General features: G+C 75.3%; 16 protein-coding genes and 1 tRNA gene. 6 read left to right on the top strand and 11 right to left on the bottom strand.

The window, feature by feature from the left end:
• The 10 genes from VG276_31410 to VG276_31455 all read right to left on the bottom strand — a co-directional run.
• Window positions 1-428, bottom strand: a 428-nt coding sequence (locus tag VG276_31410) for a hypothetical protein (GenBank protein ID HEV8653786.1), incomplete at its 3' end; no start/stop codon positions are given.
• 431 nt (window positions 429-859) lie between these two features.
• Window positions 860-1,195, bottom strand: coding sequence for an endonuclease/exonuclease/phosphatase family protein (locus VG276_31415; protein HEV8653787.1), 336 nt, complete (start codon window positions 1,193-1,195; stop codon window positions 860-862).
• A gap of 311 nt (window positions 1,196-1,506) precedes the next feature.
• Window positions 1,507-2,658, bottom strand: coding sequence for a VWA domain-containing protein (locus VG276_31420; GenBank protein ID HEV8653788.1), 1,152 nt, complete (start codon window positions 2,656-2,658; stop codon window positions 1,507-1,509).
• Complete coding sequence (locus VG276_31425; protein HEV8653789.1) at window positions 2,655-4,910, bottom strand: DUF5682 family protein; 2,256 nt, start codon at window positions 4,908-4,910, stop codon at window positions 2,655-2,657. Before VG276_31425 ends, VG276_31420 begins: the two co-directional genes overlap by 4 nt.
• 85 nt (window positions 4,911-4,995) lie before the next feature.
• Window positions 4,996-6,081 carry an AAA family ATPase gene (locus VG276_31430; protein ID HEV8653790.1) on the bottom strand — a complete coding sequence of 362 codons (1,086 nt, stop codon included), beginning with the start codon at window positions 6,079-6,081 and terminating at the stop codon, window positions 4,996-4,998.
• A gap of 35 nt (window positions 6,082-6,116) precedes the next feature.
• Window positions 6,117-7,763 (bottom strand): DUF5691 domain-containing protein, encoded by a 1,647-nt coding sequence (locus VG276_31435; protein ID HEV8653791.1) that lies wholly within the window; start codon window positions 7,761-7,763, stop codon window positions 6,117-6,119.
• A complete protein-coding gene (locus VG276_31440; GenBank protein HEV8653792.1) occupies window positions 7,760-9,091 on the bottom strand; it encodes an SWIM zinc finger family protein in 1,332 nt (443 codons plus the stop codon). The genes VG276_31435 and VG276_31440 overlap by 4 nt, the downstream gene beginning before the upstream one ends.
• 231 nt (window positions 9,092-9,322) lie before the next feature.
• Window positions 9,323-9,859: a GNAT family N-acetyltransferase gene (locus tag VG276_31445; protein HEV8653793.1), complete on the bottom strand. Its 537-nt coding sequence runs from the start codon at window positions 9,857-9,859 to the stop codon at window positions 9,323-9,325.
• A gap of 45 nt (window positions 9,860-9,904) precedes the next feature.
• A complete protein-coding gene (locus tag VG276_31450; protein ID HEV8653794.1) occupies window positions 9,905-10,651 on the bottom strand; it encodes an ABC transporter ATP-binding protein in 747 nt (248 codons plus the stop codon).
• Window positions 10,652-10,654: 3 nt separating this feature from the next.
• Window positions 10,655-13,369, bottom strand: a complete 2,715-nt coding sequence (locus VG276_31455; GenBank protein ID HEV8653795.1) for an ABC transporter permease — start codon at window positions 13,367-13,369, stop codon at window positions 10,655-10,657.
• A gap of 118 nt (window positions 13,370-13,487) precedes the next feature.
• On the opposite strand from VG276_31455, the gene VG276_31460 reads away from it, so the two are divergent.
• From VG276_31460 to VG276_31475, 4 genes are all read left to right on the top strand, one after another.
• A complete protein-coding gene (locus tag VG276_31460; protein HEV8653796.1) occupies window positions 13,488-14,165 on the top strand; it encodes a PadR family transcriptional regulator in 678 nt (225 codons plus the stop codon).
• Window positions 14,166-14,779: 614 nt separating this feature from the next.
• On the top strand, window positions 14,780-15,430 hold the full coding sequence (locus VG276_31465; GenBank protein ID HEV8653797.1) for a CPBP family intramembrane glutamic endopeptidase: 651 nt from the start codon (window positions 14,780-14,782) through the stop codon (window positions 15,428-15,430).
• Between the two features lie 243 nt (window positions 15,431-15,673).
• Complete coding sequence (locus VG276_31470; protein HEV8653798.1) at window positions 15,674-16,327, top strand: helix-turn-helix domain-containing protein; 654 nt, start codon at window positions 15,674-15,676, stop codon at window positions 16,325-16,327.
• Window positions 16,318-16,390 (top strand) — tRNA-Asn (locus VG276_31475). The genes VG276_31470 and VG276_31475 overlap by 10 nt, the downstream gene beginning before the upstream one ends.
• Window positions 16,391-16,474: 84 nt before the next feature.
• On the opposite strand, the gene VG276_31480 is transcribed toward VG276_31475, so the two are convergent.
• On the bottom strand, window positions 16,475-18,205 hold the full coding sequence (locus VG276_31480) for a hypothetical protein (protein HEV8653799.1): 1,731 nt from the start codon (window positions 18,203-18,205) through the stop codon (window positions 16,475-16,477).
• Window positions 18,206-18,545: 340 nt separating this feature from the next.
• On the opposite strand from VG276_31480, the gene VG276_31485 reads away from it, so the two are divergent.
• Together VG276_31485 and VG276_31490 are read left to right on the top strand one after the other, a co-directional pair.
• Window positions 18,546-18,944 carry a hypothetical protein gene (locus tag VG276_31485; protein HEV8653800.1) on the top strand — a complete coding sequence of 133 codons (399 nt, stop codon included), beginning with the start codon at window positions 18,546-18,548 and terminating at the stop codon, window positions 18,942-18,944.
• A 266-nt stretch (window positions 18,945-19,210) separates the two neighbouring features.
• Window positions 19,211-19,398, top strand: a 188-nt coding sequence (locus VG276_31490) for a hypothetical protein (GenBank protein ID HEV8653801.1), incomplete at its 3' end; no start/stop codon positions are given.

The following is a 19,398-nucleotide window of genomic DNA, read 5'->3' on the forward strand; positions in this document are numbered from 1 at the left end:
AGGCCACCAGCCCGCCCGGCCGGCAGCCAGCGGCGCAGCAGCAGGTAGCCGACCGCCGAGACCGGACCGAAGAACAGGCCGGTGAACACGACAAACCCGATCGTGCCGTCGACGCTGATGCGGCCCACGATCTCCTCGGCCTCGGTGATCCGGCCTTGGGCGTCGGCGCCGGCGGTCACCGCCAGCAGCCGCATCACCAGGCGCCCGCCCGCCCCGGCGGCCAGGATGCCCGCGGCCGCGCCCGCTGCCACCGCCAGCACCAGGTACCAGAGGTAGCGGCGGACGACGACGCCCACCGGCGGCGGGGCGGTCGGGCCGGCCGTGGGCGGTGCCGGCGCGGGCGGCGGCTCGACCGCCAGGCCGCCCCAGCCGACCACGGCGGCCAGCCCGGCGAGCACCAGCACGATGCAGCCCACGATCACCCACATGGCGGCAGTATGACCAATGCAAGCTGCCGGCGCTTGAGGTCGTCCATCCTGCGGCCAGGCCGTCGCCAGTCCGTCCGAGGTCAACGAACCACGACAGAAGATGGCAAGCGTTGGAAGGCAAAGAAGCAGGTCACGGGCGTGCCTGAAGCGATCGGGCCAGGCCGCGAACCCCAGGATCACAACTACGACCTCTGAGAGGGTTGCGGCGACGAGGTCAGAGAGCTGGGCGGTGGCGGAGACGCCCAAAGCACACCAGCGACCGCGAAGATGGTCCTCATGGCCACCTCCATCCGGCGCGCCGGGAGGTTGAAGGCGGGCAGCGGTTCTCGGGCTCGGTGGTTCTCGGGCTGGTTCGAGCAGCATCAAGGCAGACGGCTGCCGAACATCCTGGTCGACGACCTGGGCCGTGCCGGCAAGCGGTCACAGGGTCGTCACCGGATCACAAGCGTGGCAACCACCCCCGCGTGGTCGGACGGCCATAGGCCGCCAGCGGTGCGGTCATCGAGCTCCTCGCCGGTCACCTCGGCTGTCACGGCCTCAACGTCCTGCGGCTGGTACAGCACGTAGTCGATCCGGTGGTCCAGCTTGGAAGGGACGTTGTCCAGCAGTTCGGTCTGCCCGGCGGTGAAGCCGCCCGCCGGGCCGTGGACCACCACCCAGGCGTCGACGTACCCGGCGGCAGTGAACGTCCCGTAGGCACCGGCCGCGTCGTCCGGCTGTGAGTTGAGGTCACCGACCAGCACCACCGGATCGGGCGACCGCGGCATCACCACCGTCCCCGCATCCGCCGCCCGCTGACCTCCATGGACCCGCCCTTTCAGGTCGGTGTCCTTACCACACCACATGCACCGAAGTGACGCCAATCACGCTAGGGGCAACGCGCTCGGCCTCGTCACCCTGTCGGGGGGTGTTCGGGACCCTGTCGGGGGGTGTTCGGGACCCTGTCGGGGGAGCGTTCCGGACGCTGTCGGCGAGGGGATCCGGACCCCTGTCGGACGGGACGGGCACCGACTGACTGCCACGGTGACTGGCCACCGCTCGCACTGACGCCGTTCCGGAGGAAAGCTGCTGGCTGCTGTCACGCGTCGGGGGCGCGGACGGTGGTGATGCCGCGGTCGGCGGCCCAGCGGCCGAGGTCGTCGCGGTTGATGGCGGCGGCCATCAGGTCCGGGAAGGCGTCGGGGGTACAGGCGAACGCGGGGACGCCGAGGTCGGCCAGGTCGGCTGCAAGGGCGTGGTCGAAGCTCGGGGCGCCGTCGTCGTTGAGGGCCAGCAGCGCCACCAGCTGGACCCCGGAACGGACCAGGGTGGCGGCGCGGGCGAGCATCGCGTCGCGGTCGCCGCCCTCGTACAGGTCGCTGACGAGCACGAGGATCGTGTCGGCGGGCCGCTCGACCACTTGCTGGCAGTAGGTGAGGGCCCGGTTGATGTCGGTCCCGCCGCCGAGCTGGGTGCCGAACAGGACCTCGACCGGGTCGGCGAGCTGGTCGGTGAGGTCGACCACGGCGGTGTCGAACACGACCAGGCGGGTGTGGAGCGAGGGCAGGGAGGCGAGCACGGCGGCCAGCACCCCGGCGTGCACGACCGACGTGGCCATCGACCCGCTCTGGTCGACGCAGACCACGACGTGGCGCAGGCTCGACCGCCGGTGGCCGTGCCCGACCAGTGTCTCTGGCACGACCGTGCGGTAGGCCGGCTGGTAGTGGCGCAGGTTGGCGCGGATCGTCCGGTCCCAGTCGATCTCGCCCGCCCGCGGCCGGCGGGTGCGCGTGGCCCGGTGCAGGCTGCCCGTCACCGCCTGGCGCAGGGGTTGGGCGAGCCGCCGCTCCAGGTCGTCGACCACGCGGCGCACCACCGTCCGGGCGGTGTCCCGGGTCGTCGCGGGCAGCACCCCGCGCAGGGCGATGAGGTCGGCTACGAGGTGGACGTCGGGCTCGACGGCGGCGAGCGTCTCCGGCTCGAGCAGCATGCGGTGCAGCCCGAGCCGGTCGATCGCGTCCCGTTGCAGCACCTGCACCACCGGCGCCGGGAAGTACGCGCGGATGTCCCCCAGCCAGCGGGCGACGCTCGGCGCGGAGCTGCCGAGCCCGCCGGAGCGGTCGGCGTCGTAGAGCGCCCGCAGGGCGGCGTCCAGCCGCAGGTCTGCCGGCGCGAGCCGCGCCCCGGTCCCGTCGGCCGCCTCGCCGCCGAGCACCAGCCGCCAGCGGCGCAGCCGCTCGTCGCCGGTCACTGCGCCCCCCTCCCCCCCTCCGGCTCGCCGGGGAGCCCGAGGACCAGGCGGAGCAGGGGCAGGACCGAGTCGGCCCGGCCGGTGTGGAGCTCGCCGCCGTCCCAGCCGCGGGCGGCGGCCAGGGAGCGGCCGGCGCGGACCCGCTCGCCGATCTGCCGCCGCTCGGCGGCCGGGAAGCCGGCGAAGGTACGCCGCAGCAGGGGCAGGCAGGTGGTGAACGACTCCTCGGGCAGGCCGGTGACCCAGCCGTCGAGCACGCTCCACAGGGCGTCGTCGTGGACGAGCAGCAGGCCGCTGCCCTCGAGGAACCCCTCGACCCAGGCGGCCGCCTCGCCGGGCCCGGTCCCCGGCGACAAGGCCCGCCACATGCGCCGGGCCGCCTCCTCGCCGCCGTAGACGCCGGCGTCGAGCAGCAGGCGGGTGCAGCGGCCGGCCAGGCGGCCGTGCAGGCCGCGCTGGTCGGCGAGCCGGCCGAGCACGGCGTGCCAGGCCAAGCGGTGCCCGGGGTCGCCGAGCAGCGCGACGGCCCCGTTGACGCCCACGACCCGCTCGGCCATGGCCTGGGCCGCGTCGTCGTCAAGGGAGGCGCACGCGGCCGGCAGCCCGACGCACACCCGCGCGACGAGCCCGTCGACGACCCTGCCGACCTCGCCCGCGTCGGAGCCCCGGACGTCGCCGTAGCGGACGACACGGGCCAGGGGAGGCAGGGCGTCGGCCAGCTCGGCGACGTCGCCGGCGACGGCGGCGACCTCGTGCAGCCGGTCGACCACGCGGGCGGTCGCCTCGGGCAGACCAGCCAGCAGGGCCTGGTCGAGCAGCTCGCCGAGCCCGACCAGGTGCCCGGCTGCGTCGGCCTCGTGCCTGGCCCGGGCGGTGGCCGCGGCGTGCACGGTCGTCCCCCACACCGACGCCTCGACCAGCCCGACCGCGAGGACCGGGTCCCACTGCAGGTGCCACAGCTCATGGAACGTGCCCGCCTTGCCCGCGACCGCCTCCGGCTCCCCCCAGGGCACGCCGAGCAGGGCCAGCCGGTGGAGCAGGCGGCTGCGCTCGCGGTCGTTGGGGCGGCGCAGGTCCAGGTCGAGCAGGCGGCGCGAGGCCTCAGGCCGCAGCCGCAGGCGGCGCTGCTCGCGGAGCAGGTCCTGCTGGATCGGGACCAGCGGCGCGCCAGCGGGGACCTCGCCGAGCCGCTCCCCCACCACCAGCCGGTCATGGATCAGGCGCATCGGCAGGTCGCTGCCGAAGCAGAGCACCGCCCTGGTGGCCGCGTGCAGGTCGGCCAGGTCCGGGGCGGCCCGGTCCCGGAGGGCGGCGGTCGCCTCGGCAAGCCGGGCCGCGTCGACCACCTGGGCGGTCGACGCGTCGAGGTCCTCGGCTCGCAGCAGCCGGGCCACCATGGTCAGCCAGCGCCCGGCGACGTCGCCAGGCGCCGACCACAGGTGGTGGTACCAGCCGGGCGAGGCGACCCCGGCGCCGTAGCCGCTGTCGGCCAGCAGGCGCCCGTAGGTCCAGGGCGCCCAGGTCGCCTCCACCTTGACCCTGGCCATCCCCTTGAGCAGCGCGGCGTCCGGCCCGGCGGGGGGCATCAGGGCCAGGGCGGGGGCGTGCCAGGCGCCGCAGACCACCGCGACCCGCTCGAACCCTTCCCGGACCGCGGCCCGGACCCGCTGGCGCATGAACGCCTCCCTGGCCGCCTCGAGCGGCTCGGGGTCGGGCACGGCCTCACGCACGGCGGCCATGGCCTCGAGCACCGCGGCGAACAGGTCGGCCCCGTCGCGCCGCTGCTCGACCATGCGCTCCCACCAGCGCTCGCCGTCGTCGTCGCCCGCGGCCCGTGCCAGGGCACCGAGCGGGTCGTCGCGGATGGGGGCGGGCGCCCCGGGCGCGGCGTCCTCGTCGCCGGGGTCGACGGCGAGCTGGTTGGCGCCGGGGTCGACGGCGAGCTGGTTGGCCTGTGGCAGGTCGATGAACCGGGCGGCCGCACCGGCGGCCAGCGCCCAGCGCAGCGCCTGCCACTCGGGCGAGAAGACCGCGAACGGGTAGAACACGGCCCGGCTCGGCTCGTCCCTGCGGTAGACGAGCAGCGCGACCGGCGGCCGCAGGCCAGGGTGGGCGGCGAGCGGCAGCACCGCGTCGGCCTCGGGCGGGCCCTCGACGAGCACCGCGTCGGGCCGCCACTCGTCGAGCGCCCGGCGCAGGCTCCGGGCCGACCCGGGCCCGTGGTGCCGGATCCCGAACACGCGCACCGTCACCGGCGCTCCCCCGCCCCGGCCAGGCTCGACCCGTTCCAGCTCGCCGCGGCCGGGCTGCCTGGGACGGTGGTTGACCAAGGGTGTCTCACGCGACCACGTCCCGGCAGGCGCGGTACAGGTCGGACCAGCCCTCGCGCTCCTTGACGACCGTCTCGAGGTACTCGCGCCACACCAGCTCGTCCTGGACCGGGTCCTTGACGACCGTGCCGACGAGCCCAGCGGCGAGGTCCCCGGCGCGCAGCCGGCCGTCGCCGAAGTGGGCGGCGAGCGCCAGCCCGCTCGAGACCACCGAGATCGCCTCGGCGGTCGACAGCGTGCCGCTGGGCGACTTGAGCCTGGTCCGGCCGTCGGCCGACTCGCCGTTACGGAGCTCCCGGAACACGGTCACGACCCGGCGGATCTCCCCGAGGGCGGGCGGCTCGGCGGGCAGCTCGAGGGCGCGGCCGAGGCTCTCGACCCGGCGGCGCACGATGTCGACCTCCTCCTCGGCGGTGTCGGGTACCGGGAGCACCACGGTGTTGAAGCGGCGCTTGAGCGCGCTGGACAGCTCGTTCACGCCCCGGTCGCGGCTGTTGGCGGTCGCGATGAGGTTGAAGCCGGGCACCGCCTGGACCTCCTCGCCGAGCTCGGCCAGGGGCAGGGCCTTCTCCGACAGGATGGTGATCAGCGCGTCCTGGACCTCGGAGGGGATGCGGGTCAGCTCCTCGACCCGGACGACCTTGCCGGCGGCCATGGCCCGCAGGACCGGGCCGGGCACCAGCGCCTGGCGGCTCGGGCCGTCGGCGAGCAGGCGGGCGTAGTTCCAGCCGTAGCGGACCTGCTCCTCCGAGGTGCCGGCGGTGCCCTGGACCAGCATGGTGGAGTCGCCCGAGATGGCCGCCGCCAGGTGCTCCGACACCCAGGTCTTGGCCGTCCCGGGCACCCCGAGCAGCAGCAGCGCCCGGTCGGTGGTGAGGGTCGCGATCGCCACCTCGATCCGCCGGCGGCTGCCGACATACTTCGGGGTGACCTCGAAGCCCGAGTCGAGGGTCCCGCCGAGCAGGTAGGTGGCCACCGCCCAGGGCGAGAGGCGCCAGCTCGGCGGCCGCTGCCGCCGGTCGGAGGCTGCCAGCTCGGCCAGCTCCTCGGCGTGGAGCTGCTCGGCGTGGGGGCGCAGCACCGTAGGGGTCATCGGGCGATCTCCCTCGTGGATGTCACGAGTGGACGTCACGGGCGATCTCCTTCGTGGATGTCACGGTGGATGTCACGGCGGAGCGTGAGGACGTCGAGGAAGCGGTCGAGGGCGGCCGCTCTGGCCCGGGGCGCCTCGTGCCTGGCCCGGCCCAGGGCGGCGGCCGCGTCCCCGGCCAGGCCGGCGGGCAGGATGCGGGCCAGCTCGTCCAGGGACGAGCGGTGGTGCGCCGCATACGGGCTGGCGGTGGCGGTGCGCCCAACGTGCGCGAGCACCGCCCGGCCGAGCCGCCCGCTCAGCGGGCGCCGGCAGGCGCGGAGCACGGACAGGACCACGGGCTCGGGCGCCCCGGCGGAGTCGGTGTCGCGCAGCAGGCGCAGGGCGAGCGCCTCCCGCTGCTCCGGTGGGAGCGCGGCGACCAGGCCGGCGAAGACCGGGCCCGGCAGGGCCGGGGCGGCGAGGAGCACCGCGGCCCACGGGGTGTCGCCCGGGCGGCCGGCGGGCGTGGCCCACCAGCCCTCGAGGAGCGCTCCGGCCCAGGCGCTGTCGCGCTGGCGGCTGGCGGCCGTGGCCCAGCCCCCGAGCACGACCGCACCCAAGGTGGCCGCCGCCCCGAAGGCGTCCGTGCCGTCGCGGGCGGCCAGGGTGAGGAGCTCGGCGGGGTCGCGGCCGAGCCGCTCACACCAGGCGTCGGGGGGCACGGCCGCGACGAGCTGGAGCAGCCAGCCGGCTCGCTCCCCCACGCCGGAACGGCGCAGCGGCACCACCCCGTCGCGGGCCATGCCGGCATCCACTTCCGTGGGCAGCGTCGCCTCCAGCCGGGGCCGCGGCCCGGGGCCGAGCCGCAGCAGGGGCAGGGCACGCCCGGTCATGCGGGCGCACAGGCGGGAGCCGGGCAGGCAGGCGAGCAGCGCCGCGGCGGCGCGGCGGACCCCGCCGGCCGGGTCGTCCAGGGCGGCCTCGAGGAACGGCTCGTCGGCCATTGCCAGCCCGGCGTGGAGCCGCTCGACCATGGCCGCGCGCAGCTCGGCGCCTTCCTCGTCCCAGGTCGTCTCGACCAGCGCGCGGGCGGCGTCCGGGCTGGTCGCCCGGAGCGCGTCGAGCAGCGCCAGCCGCTCGGCCCGGCCGCCCGAACGCCAGGCCGCCTCCGGGTCGGCGTCCAGTGCCCACGACCAGGCCGGGTTCTGGGCGGCGAGCCAGCGGCCGCGCCGGCCGAGCACCGGGTCGACGGCGGCGCGCAGCTCGGGCCGGTCGCGCGCCAGGTCCAGGAGCGCTGGCAGGTGCTCCTCGGGCAGGCGCCGGCCAGCGGCGGCCAGGGCGTCCAGCCACTCGGGCAGCAGGTCGCCGTAGCCGCCGCGGAGCACCAGGGCGAGGTGCCCGGCGGCGACCCGGCCGCATGGTGGCGCCTCGTCCGGCGGGCACGGCTCGGGTGGCGGGCCCGGGTCGACGGCGGGCCGCCTCCCTGCCCGCCGGTGCAGCGCGACCGCTGCGGCCGCCGACAGCAGCAGGCCCTCGACGTCCCGGCCGCCGGGCACGCCCACGGGACCCCGAGCCTCGGCGAGGTCCGCCAGCAGGGAGCCGAGCCGGTCCCCGGCCGTGGTGCCGGCGGGGGGCAGGGGGCGGCGGGCGGTGCCGAGCAGCGCGGTCGCGAGCAGCTCCTGCCAGGGGTCCACGGCGGTCACGCCCACCGGTCGGCGGTGGCGAGCCGGCCTCCGGCGAGCAAGGCGAGCGGGAGCAGGTGCTCGCCGTCCCACTCGCCGAAGACCCGCACCGGCCGGCCCCCGGCGAGCGCGGCGAGCTGCCAGCCGGCGCCGAACCAGGGACTGATGGGCAGGCAGCCGCCGGCCGTGTCACGCAGCACCCAGCCGCGCCGCAGGACCGGCACCACCGCGTCGAGCACGACCGGGAGGGGCCCGGCCCACGGGTTGGCGGCCAGCGCGGCGGCGTACGCCGCGTACGCGTCCTCGACGGTGGCGAGCCCGGGCCGCATGGCCGGGAACTCGACGCGACCGCCGTGCTCGGCCTTGACCAGCGCCCGCAGGGGTGTGCTGCCGGGGTAGAAGACCAGCTCGGCGTCGAGCCCGGAGCCGGGCGGCGGCCCGGCGGGCAGCGGCTGGCCGGCCGGTGCGAAGTCGAGCAGCAGGGCGGGTCGGCCGCTGCGGCCGCCCCAGAGCCAGGTCCGCTGCACGCGCAGGCGGTCCTCGTCGGCCACCCGGTGCGCGACCACTCCCCAGCGGTCCCGCAGGCCGGGCTGGACGAGCAGCTCGTCCTTGGGCTGGGGCCAGCCGATCAGGGCGCGGACGTCGGCCCGGGTCGCCGGCGGTAGCTGGTCGAGGCGGCGGTGGGCCTGGACCAGCAGGTGGAGGCGTGCCAGCTCCTCGAGCAGCCGCTCGGGCCAGCCCTCCCCCACCCTGGGCAGGCCGGCGACCCGGCGCAGCCGGCCGGCCAGGCCAGGCGCCTGGGCGTCCACCATGCGCGCGGCGGCCTCCTCCCAGAAGCGGGCGGACCGGGGCGCGGCCAGCCCGCCGCGGACCACGTCGCGGAGCAGCAGGCCGAGCTCGGCCACGCCCGCCTCGACCTTGACGGCGCGGCTGGCCACCCGCCTGGCCTGGACGGCCGGGTCGGGCGCGGCGGCCACCCGCTCGCGGGACGCGGCCTCAGCGCGGCGGGCGGCCCGCTCGGCCCTGGCTGCGAGCCACTCGGTCACCCATCCGGGCGGGGCGGCCTCGGGCACCGCGACGTGCTCACCGGCGAGCAGGAGCAGCAGGCCGAGGGCGTGCTTGCAGGGAAGCTTGCGGCTCGGGCAGGTGCAGCGGTAGGCGGGCCCGCCGAGGTCGGCCTGGGTCTGGTACGGGTGCCTGCCGCTGCCCCGGTACTCGCCCCACACCGCCTCGCTGGACCGGCCCATTGACACCCAGCGGCTGGCGCTGGCCACGCCCCGGCCCGCCGAAGCGGCCGCGGCGTCGGGTGCCAGCGCGAGCACCTGCTCCGCCGTGAGCGTCGCCACCATGCCTCCCCGATCCCGCCCCCATCGCCGCCAGCAGGCGCCCGACCCGACGCCCGCGCCCCGTGACCTGCCTGAAGCTACCAGCTCGCCGCGACAACGCCGCCCGGCGCGGATGGCATCAGATCCGCACGTCGCCCGGAGCGCCGGCCACGCATCGGCGCCGCCTCGTGGCAGGCAGGCCCCGCGGGCCGACATGGCGTCGCCCGGAGCGTCGGTCATGCATCGGCGCCACGGTCATCCATCCTGGGCCGTCAGGGAGCCGGAAGCCCGCACGCCGTGGGGACTTGACCGGGGCTGAAGGCGCAGCTCGAGCTCCAGCTCGTGGTCGAGCGGGATGCCGTCGTTGCCGAGCTCGGGGATGGACGGCTTGAGCCGGCGGCTCTGGCGGAGCGCGTGGCGGTGGAGCGCGACCAGGTCCATGCCCCATCGCTGGTAGACCCGCAGGGCCCGGGTGTTGTCGTTGGTGGTGATGAGCCAGAGGCGGTCGCAGCCAGCCGCCACCGCCCGGTCGCGGGCGGCGTCCAGCAGCGCCCGCCCGGCGCCGCGACCTTCGCGGAGGCTGGCGAGGCTCGTCACCTCGCAGTCGCCGCCCTCGATCCGGTAGGTGAGCAGGCCGGACCGCTCGCCGTCCAGGCGGGCGAGGAAGCCGGGATGGCGAGAGCAGTCCATCAGCTCGCCGTGGGCGGCGGCCCAGACCGACCCCCACACGAGCTCGAGGAACTCCACGACCCAGGCGCGGTCGCCGTCGGTCACGGGCCGGATCTCGAGCATGAGGCGCAGCCTACCTGGCTGCGCGGCAGCTCATCGGTGCCCTGCTCAGCCACTGCCGCTCAGGCGTCCGATCTGGGCGAGCACGTCCACCTCGGGGGCGCCCGGATGCAGACCGAGGTCGTCGGTGACCCGGCCGTCGTGGAGCTTGACGACGCGGTCGCAGCGGCTGGCCACCAGGGGGTTGTGGGTGGCCACCAGCACGGTCATGCCGCGCTCGGCCCGCAGGTCGAGCAGCAGCTCCATGATCTCGGCCCCGGTGCCCGAGTCGAGGTTGCCGGTCGGCTCGTCGGCCAGCACCAGCCCGGGGTCGTTGACCAGGGCCCTGGCGATCGCCACGCGCTGCTGCTGGCCGCCGGACAGCCGGGACGGCAGCGAGTCGGCCCGGTCGGTCAGGTCGACGGCGGCCAGCAGCTCGCGGGCGCGCTCGAACTTGTCGAACGGGGTGTGGTAGGGCAGCACGGGCGCCACCACGTTGTCCAGCACGGTCAGGGCAGGCAGCAGGTGGAAGCGCTGGAACACGAACCCGATCGTGCGCCGGTAGCGCGCCCGCCTGGCCCTGTCCAGCTTGGTCAGGTCGTGGTCGCCGACCACGAGCCGGCCCTCGTCGGCCCTCTCCATCGCACCGACCAGGTGGAGCAGGGTGGACTTGCCCGACCCCGACGGTCCGGTGACGGCCACCGCCGACCCGGCTGCCACGGCCAGGGTCAAGTCGTCGAGGGCGCGCACCACCTGGCCGCCGGGGATCGGGAAGTGGCGCCGGACGTTCTCGAGGGTGACGGCGAACCCGCTCATCGGCTACTCCTCGGCGAGGACGGTGGCGGCGGACAGGGTGCGCATGGCCTGGAGGGGGACGAGCGAGAGGACGGCCACCACGGCGACCCCGGCGAGCCCGGCGACCGCACCGGCCAGGGCGAGCCCGCCGATCGCGGTCTGCCCGAGCAGCGCGGCCGCGCCGAGGCCAAGGGCCATCCCGCCGAGGCTGCCGAGCACGCCCATGCCGGCCCCCTCGAGCATCCCCAGAAGGGCCAGGTCCCGCGCGCCCCATCCGGTGGTCGCCAGGGTGACCAGCTCCGCGTTGCGCTCGCGGAAGTTGAGGAACATGACGTCGGCCACTGACAGGCCGCCCAGCCCGATGGCGAGCAGGGCGCTGGCGAAGTCGACCCCGCGGACCTGCACGGCGAGCAGGTTGCCGAGCAACGTGCCGCTGACGCTGCCCCGGAACGCGAAGTTGATCGCGAGCAGGGTCGTGAACGCGGCCACGCCCACGGCCAGACCGGCGACCCCGAGCAGGGTGCGGCCCGGGACGCGGCCGAGGTTGGCGAGCGCCATCGCGCCGACGCTGCGCACCGGCCAGCCGGCCCGCGCGCCCACCGCCGGCGGGCGGACGGCGTCCAGCGGGTCGATGCGGGCCGCCCGCCAGGCCGGCGGCACGCCGGCGGCCACCGCGAGCCAGACGGCGACCGGGACCACCACAACGGTCTGGCCAACCGCCATGCGCAGGTGGAGCACGCGCACGAGCGCGGTGGCGAGCACCGCGCCGAGGACCCCGGCGGTCAGGCCGATGACGGCCAGCTCGGCAAGGACGACCGCGAAGACCCGGCTGGCCGACCAGCCCAGGCAGCGCAGGATGCCGATCTCGGCCCGGCGTGCCCGCACCGCTGCGAACGCACCGTTGGCGACGAAGCAGGCGCAGGTGAGCAGCACGAGGAAGAACAGGGCCACGCTCTTGTGGTCGAGCGCGGCGAGGATCACGATCGCTGCGCCCTTCTTGACCCAGCCCTCGCTGACCTGCATGGGCGGCTGCCCGTCCCGGCCGGCGGGCAGGTCGACCCGCAGCAGGTGGGGCGAGGACCCGGCGGTCACGTCGACCGCCAGCCCGGTCCTGGCCACGATCGCGGCGGCGACCCGGCGGATCCGCTCCCGGCTGACCCGGTCCGGGCCGCTCACGCCCGCGACGCGGATGCGGATCACGCTGACCGGCGCGGCATGGTTGGCGGAGCGGTAGGCCTTCGGGTCGGTGAGCGCGTCCAGGGCCTTGATGGTGGTGAGCAGCAGCGGCGGCTGGGCCAGGTAGCCGGCGATGTTGGTGGTGGGGCGCAGCGGCCGCCCCTCGAGCGCCTTGCGGCCGGCCTCGTCGGCCGGCTCGACCTGGGGCGGGTAGTAGGTCTCGAGCGGGACCAGGGACAGTGGGTTGAAGCCGCGCAGCCGCTCAGGGTCGAAGCGGCCGACGATGCGCATGGCCGGGGCGGGCACGACCTCGTCCAGGCCCACCTCGGTGGAGCCCTCGTGGAGGCGCACGGTCCGGTACTGGACGTCGTCGCTGCCCGGAGGCTTCACCCGGCCGCTGAAGCCGAGCCGCCACACGTCGTTGGAGTTCGAGGTGGGGACGGGGGCGAGGCGGTCGGCGCCGAGCGTGCGGTAGGTGACCGGCGAGACGCTCCAGTAGCCGGCCAGCAGCGAGCCGACGTCGGTGGACGGGCCGGAGAAGCGCTCGAGGGCCCGCTCGTAGATCGACACCGGGGAGAGGGTCTGCCGCTGCACCACCCGACCACGCAGGCGGGACAGGAAGCGGCCGGCGCTCCGGGACGTGAGCTTGTCGGTGACGTCGACGCCGGGTGGCACCTCCAGCCGCTCGACCGAGGTCTCGAGCACCTGGTCGAGGTAGAGCCGGGAGCTGGCCAGGACCGGGACGGTGCGCAGGCGCATCCCCCCGGGGGGCGGGACGGAGGCAGCGTCGCTGCCGCGCAGGTACCGGCCGGCGACCATGGTCTGGTCCAGGCCCACCAGCCTGGCCTCCTGCTCGGGGTCGATCGCGGCCAGCAGGATCGGCGTCTGCACGTCGGCCTCGCCGCCGACCCGGCCCGGCGGGAGTCCCGAGAGCCTGGCTGCCTGCGGCGACCGCTCAGAGAAGCAGGCGAGGTAGCTGCCCTCGGGCATGGTGTTGCGCGGGTTGCAGACCTGCGCCTTGCGGCCGTCTGGGAGCTCCTCGACCGGGAAGCCTTCGACGTCGACCATCTTGTGCCTGCTGGTGTAGTAGACGTAGACCGAGCCGCCCTTGTAGCGGGACAGGCCGTGGTTGACCAGCCAGTCGTAGCGCAGCCGGTAGAGCTGCACCGGGTCGCGGGTGAGCACCTCGTCGATGGTGAGCGGCAGCTTCTGGACGGGGGCGACGTACCCGAGGTTGGCGATGGGCGCGGCCACCTCGACGTCCGGGATGCGTTTGACGTCTTCGTACTGGCGTAGGCTGATACCGCCGAAGATGCCACCCAGGTAGTTCTGGCGGACAAGGCCCGCTTCGCGCTCGAGCGGGGCGAAGGAGTCGGCCGGTCGGACCAGGATGTCGTAGGCGCCGCGGAAGTTGCGGGAGACGGTGCTCTGGACCTGAAGCCGCGAGGTGGTCGCGGCCGAGGTGAGGAGGGTGAAGCTGACGGCGGCGACGAGGATGCCGGCGCCCAGGGTGAGCGCGCGGGCAGAACGGAAGCGCAGCTGGCTGGCGAGGAATCTGACCAAGGAGACGAATCCTTCCATCCAGGCTTGACCGAACGCCTCCGGTGGCCGACCATACATTGGTGCAATACACTGGTCAACGGCCGCATCGACACGGAAGTCGCGAGTCTACGGGAGTCACATGCCGATCCAGCATGCCGTCCTCGGGCTCCTCGCCCGCGGCCCGAGCTACGGCTACGAGCTCAAGGCGAGCTTCGAGCAGGCCATCGGGCCCCAGTGGGGCGAGCTGAACATCGGCCACCTGTACCAGATCCTGGACCGCCTGGTCCGGGAGGGCCAGGTGACCCGCACTGTGGTCAGCCAGCGCGTCCGCCCGGACAAGAACGTCTACTCGATGACCGAGGAGGGCAGGGAGGCGCTCGAGTCCTGGCTCGAGCAGCCCTTCGTCCGCCAGGGGGGCTATCGCGACGACTTCTTCCTCAAGCTGTTCGTGGCCGCCGAGCTCGGTCCCGAGGCGCTCCACCGGGTCGCCCGTATCCAGCGCGAGTCCTACCTGGTCGAGCTGGCGTCCCTCGGCCGGCTCCGGCTCGCCCACCGCGAGGAGCCGCTCGTCTCGCTGCTCATCGAGGCCGCCCTGCTGCACACCGAGGCCAACCTGCGGGTGGTCGAGCTGGCCGACGACCGGGCCGAGCGCCTGGCTCACGCCGGCCAACACGGCCGGCCCGCCGACGACGGCGCGAGCGGACTGGGACCATCCGAGGAGGAGCGGCATGGACTGCCGGCTCGTCTGCCTGCGGCGCGCGAGGTCCGGCTGCCTGAGGCTGGCGAAGCCCGCAGGGCGCCGGTGTCGGAGGGCTGATCAGAGCTGACCGGCCGGCCGGGCCCACCGCTGGCAGAGAGCTGACCGGTTGACCGGGCCCGCCGGTGCCAGCGAGCTGACCGGCTGACCGGGCCCGCCGGTGCCAGAGGACTGACCCGCCGACCCGGCCCGCCGGTGCCAGAGGACTGACCCGCCGGTTACGTCGAATAGTCCTCCGGCCGAGGGAAGAAGCCGCCGTTCCTGGGCTACCCTAGCGTCCGTCGCCAGGATCAGGAGCCGCCGTGGCCGAGCAGCCGGACCAGCCAAGACCACCACGACCGGAGCCCGGGCACAGTCCGGCGCAGCCCAGCCCTCCGGCCGGACCGGGCTGGAGACAGGCCGGGAACGGCCCCCCATCATCCCTGCCCGGGTCCGCCCGGCGAGGCCCGACGCCAGGCTGGGCAGCGCCGCCCAACCACGCAGGACCAGCATGGACCGAGCCCGGCAGCGGGTCGCCGCCGGGCTGGGTCGAGCCTGGTCCGGCGCCAGCGCCCCCGGCACCCACGCCGGTCAGGCCGCTGGGGGGCTGGCGGCCGTCGCCCCGACGCCCAGAGCGCGTCCCACCGCCCCCGCCCAACGCGCCCAGGTCATCGCTGGCCCTCGAGCTGACGCTGGTGCTGGTGTTCGCATTCCTCCCGGGCCTGCCCGGCCTGCTGCTGCTCGTGCTCGGCGCGCCAGAGGGCAGCAGCGGCGGGATCGACGAGCTCACCCCGGCCATCGTCTTCGGCCTGATCGACCTGGCCTTCGCCTGGGGCCCGGTCGTGCTGCTCGCCTACCTGCTGGCTCGCAGGGGAGAGGGACTCGCCGCGATCGGGCTCGACCGCTTCCGCGCGTCGGACGCCGGCATGGGTGCCGTGCTGTGGGTGGCGAGCTGGGTGCTCGTGTACGTGGTGGGGTCGCTGCTGAGCGGCCTCGGCTCCAACAACGTGGACTTCCTGCCCGAGGCGCTGCCGCTGTGGTTCCGGATCGTCGACGCCCTGGTGATCGCGGTCACGGCAGGGGTCACGGAGGAGATGGTGGTGCGCGGCTACGCCCAGACCCGCCTCGAGCAGCTCCGGGCGCCGACCGCGGTCGTCATCGTGCTGCCGACCGCGCTGTGGGGCCTGCTGCACCTGTACCAGGGCCTCGGCCCTGCCCTCACGATCTTCTGCCTGGGCCTGGTCTACGCCATCTGGTTCCACGCCACCCGCCGCCTGTGGCCGCTGATCATCGCCCACGTGCTGTTCGACCTGACCCAGCTCGCGCTGGTCCTTCTGCTGCGATGACGACCGGCGACGGTGGCACGGCTCTTCGGGCTCCGTGAGAACTGCCCGGCGGCGCACGGAGCGTGGCGTCGTCCAGAGGAGGCGCCGGTTGGACGCCGCCGCCAGGCCAGCCGACGTCATGGCACCCCCGCCAGCTCTTGCGAGCTGACCTCTCCCCCTCTCGCCTGGCCTTCTTCGGCGTCGGCACCGGGCCCTGTGGACACGCAAGGTCGGCTCGTCGCACCCGTGCGGGATCATGCCGTCATGGGATACCGAGGCAAGGTCGCGGAGCGGGAGCGGGCGCGCCTGCTCCGGGCAGAGGGCCTCACGATGGCGGAGATCGCGGCGCGGCTCGACGTGTCCAAGAGCAGCGTGTCGCTGTGGGTCCGCGACGTCGATTTTGAGCCCCGGCCCCGGGTCACCAGTGGGCGGCGCCGGGAGCCGAACGCCCTGCAGCGGCGCAAGCAGGCCGAGATCGACCGGCTCGTGCAGGAGGGGAGCGCCCGGGTCGGCCAGCTCTCGGAGCGGGAGTTCCTGATGGCCGGGGTCGCCCTGTATGCGGGGGAAGGCGCCAAGCAGGACGGTAGGGTCCGTTTCGCCAACAGCGACCGTCGAATCATTGCCTTCTTCTGCTCCTGGCTCCGGCACTTCTTCGAGATCGACGAGTCCCGACTTCGGGTGCTCCTCTACCTGCACGAGGGCCTCGACCTGCGCGTAGCTATGGCGTACTGGTCCGCTGTGACCGGGATCCCCGAGCCCCAGTTCGGGAAGCCGTATCGCGCGGTACCGGATCCGTCCATCCGTCACACCAAGCATGTGCATGGTTGCGTGACGGTCGGATACAGTTGCAGCGCGACCCACCGGAGCATCATGGGTCTCGTCGGTGCGTTGCTTGACGACGCCGCCATTCCGGGGTAGCTCAACCGGCAGAGCAATCGGCTGTTAACCGAAAGGTTGCGAGTTCGAGTCTCGCCCCCGGAGCTCGCCTACGATCGACCCGGCGCCCCGCCCAGCGCCGGCGACGACCCTCCCCCGGTCCCGGTGCCGTCCTTGTCACCCGGGCCGTCACCCGGCCTCGACCCTCAGCACGTACAGGCCGCGCCCTGGGTCGGCCCGCAGGGGCACCACGGTGACCGTGCCGACCCGGGCCGGCCGGGTGACCGAGAGGGGGGCGAAGCGCTCGGCCGGCCGGTCGCCGTCGGCGTCGTGGAAGACCGCCGCGGTGCCGGCCAGGGCCTGGTCGAGCGGGCTCGCCAGCGCGGCCAGGTAGAGGTCGCGGACCCGCCCCAACGGGACCCCGAGCTCCAGGGCGACCCGCACCCGCTGGGGTCCGGACACCGCCATGACCGTGCCCGGCTTGGCGGCGACCGGCCGCAGCAGCCGCACGGCAGCGGCCGCGTTGGCGCTGAGGCGCGTGTCCCGGTCCAAGGTCGAGGCGACCACCGGGTCAGTCGGGGCGAGCGGCCAGCAGGCCGCCCCCACCAGCGCCACTGCCGCCACCCCGCCGGCCGCGACCTTAACCTGGCGCAGAACCCGGACCGCGACCCCAGCCCGGCGCAGAACCCGGGCCGTGACCCCATGCAGGCGCCCGGCCACCTTACCCGCCAGGTGCGGGCGCCCGGCCACCCTATCCGCCAGGTGCGGGCGCCCGGCCACCTGGACTGGCCCTGGCGGGGCTGGGCGACCGGGCAGGACGGCCACCCTGCCCCCCAGGTGCGGGCGCCCGCCGCTGCCCTGGGCGCCGCGGGCCTGGCCCAGCCAGCGGATCAGGCTGGTGGCCAGCCAGGCGGCGCCGAGGGCAGCGGCCAGGCGGACGCCCAGGTCGGCGGGGTCGAAGTAGCGCCAGGACACGTAGGTGCCCCGGGCCGCCTCGATCCCGAGCACGATGAGCACCCCGGGCACCAGCACGGCAAGGCTGGCGAGCCAGGGCCAGGCCCGGCGGCGGGCAAGCCACCAGACCCCGGCGAGGGCGAGCGCGCCCAGCAGGGGCGAGCGGGCGTAGCGCCGACCGACCAGCGCGAGCCAGTCGGCCGGGGGGATCGGGCGCCGGCCGGCGACGAGGCCGGTGTAGCGCTCCGGGACGCGGAGCGAGTAGAGGGCGTCGCCGGTGAGCAGCAGGTCGTGGCCGAGCCAGAGCAGCGGGGCGGCCAGCGGCACGAGGAGCAGCCAGGCACCGCGCTCGCCCCGCCGCCAGGCGACAACGCCCCAGGCGGCGGCCGGGGCGAGCAGGAGCCAGGTCTCGGTCCGGGCCAGAGCGGCCAGCAGCAGGGCAGCGGCGGCCACCCCCCAGCGCCGCTCCCGCCCGGTCAGCGCGGCGGCGGCCACCGCCCAGCCGGCCAGGGCCCAGACCACCGAGTTCCCCCTGGCCACCTGGAGCACGATCGCGCCCCAGCCGAGCAGGGCGACGCCGGCCGCCCAGGCGGCCGGTGACCCGCCAAGCCGGCTGGCCGCCCCGGCGAACCCGACCACGGCGAGCGCGAACACAGCCACCGTGAGCGCGGTCAGCAGGCGCCAGTCGTGGGTCCCCGCCCACGCCAGCCCGTGGACGAGGGTGAGCAGCGGCTTGGGTGTGGAGAGGAGCGGGTCCTCGAGGCGCTGGCCGTGGGCCAGGCGGTCGAGGTACAGGGCGGCGGCGTGCTCGTCCGGGTCGACCACGGCGGGGCCGGGCAGCCGGACCAGCACGGCCGTGGCCAGGGCGGCACCCAGCCAGGCCAGCGCCCAGGGCCACCTCCGGACCGGCCGCTCGGCGCCCCCCGCCGCCGTGCGGCGCTCGCCCGGAGCCGTCCCCACCGCCACCAGCGACCTCCCTCCGCACCCGATCGTCCGGCGCCACCATAGCCGGGTGGCGCCCGGCGAGCGGCCCTGCACCCAGCCCGAGCCCGGCCCGGCCGGGAGGCGGGCGGGTCGCCGACGGAGCGAAGCGGGGCGGGCCACCCTAGCGAGCGGCGCCCGCCGAGCGGCCCCTGCACCCCAGGCCAGGGCAAAGCCCCGCCGCGGGCGGCGCCCGCCGAGCGGCCTCACCCCGCAGGTCCGGGGGCCAGCCCAGCCGCGGGCGGGAATCAGAACGGTTCTCTTGCCTTTGGGTGGGTAGGATCGGTGAAGAGAGCCTGCCACCCGTGGAACCAGGAGGTTGCCTGTGAAGTTCAAGGCCGGACTGCTCGTCGGCCTCGGTGCCGGCTACGTGCTCGGCACCAGGGCGGGCCGGGAGCGGTATCAGCAGATCGCCGAGGCGGCCCGGGCGTTCATGGACAACCCGGGCGTTCAGCGCCTCTCCGGAGAGGTCAACAAGACGGTTGCGGTCGGCAAGGACCGGGTCGCCGACGCCGCCAAGGGCAAGGTCGAGCAGGCCTCGACCGGGCTGCAGGAGCAGGCGGGCAAGGCCAAGGAGTTCGTGACGAGCAAGGTCGGCGCCAAGAAGGACGACACCGACCTGGCCGGCACCACCACCGGCACCACCAGCCGGCCCGAGCCGGGGATGACACCAGCCGGCACCGTACCCTCGACCACCGGCCCGGCCACCGACAAGCTGCCGTAGCACCAGCAGACCACAGCCAGCACGACGACGGGCGCCCCGCGGGGCGCCCGTTCGCTTGCGCTGTCTCGTGACTACGCTGCCTACTCTTGGCTTGCGCCTACTCCAGGTAGTCGCGCAGCTTCAGCGGCTGAGCGCTACGCAAACCCGCAGGTCACGCAGGTCACGGGCGAGCGTAGGCACGGCAATATCCTGGCATGAGCACGGGGCGTCAGCGGCCCCGGCGGCGCTTGCGGCGCCCCGGGGCCCGGGACACGAGGGGATGCCTCATGCCCAGCAGTAACCCTACCCGACCCGAACCCGGGTCGGTCTGCCTCACCCCGGACGAGGTCGCCGCGCTCGCGCAACTGCTGGTCCGCGCGGGCGCCGCGCTGGCCGCCGACGCGCCGGATGCCGCCAGGGCCGTGGCCGAGGCGCGCGAGTGGCTGCAGGACCGCCAGTTCGAGCAGGTGCGGCC

The sequence above is a fragment of the Actinomycetes bacterium genome (genome assembly GCA_036000965.1).
Taxonomy (GTDB): domain Bacteria; phylum Actinomycetota; class CALGFH01; order CALGFH01; family CALGFH01; genus DASYUT01.

Coding starts and splice junctions, on each gene's coding strand:
- VG276_31415 (HEV8653787.1), bottom strand. CDS start 1,195: ATGCCGCGGTCGCCCGATCCGGTGGTGCTGGTCGGTGACCTCAACTCA.
- VG276_31430 (HEV8653790.1), bottom strand. CDS start 6,081: ATGACCCCTACGGTGCTGCGCCCCCACGCCGAGCAGCTCCACGCCGAG.
- VG276_31440 (HEV8653792.1), bottom strand. CDS start 9,091: ATGGTGGCGACGCTCACGGCGGAGCAGGTGCTCGCGCTGGCACCCGAC.
- VG276_31445 (HEV8653793.1), bottom strand. CDS start 9,859: ATGCTCGAGATCCGGCCCGTGACCGACGGCGACCGCGCCTGGGTCGTG.
- VG276_31450 (HEV8653794.1), bottom strand. CDS start 10,651: ATGAGCGGGTTCGCCGTCACCCTCGAGAACGTCCGGCGCCACTTCCCG.
- VG276_31460 (HEV8653796.1), top strand. CDS start 13,488: ATGCCGATCCAGCATGCCGTCCTCGGGCTCCTCGCCCGCGGCCCGAGC.
- VG276_31470 (HEV8653798.1), top strand. CDS start 15,674: ATGGGATACCGAGGCAAGGTCGCGGAGCGGGAGCGGGCGCGCCTGCTC.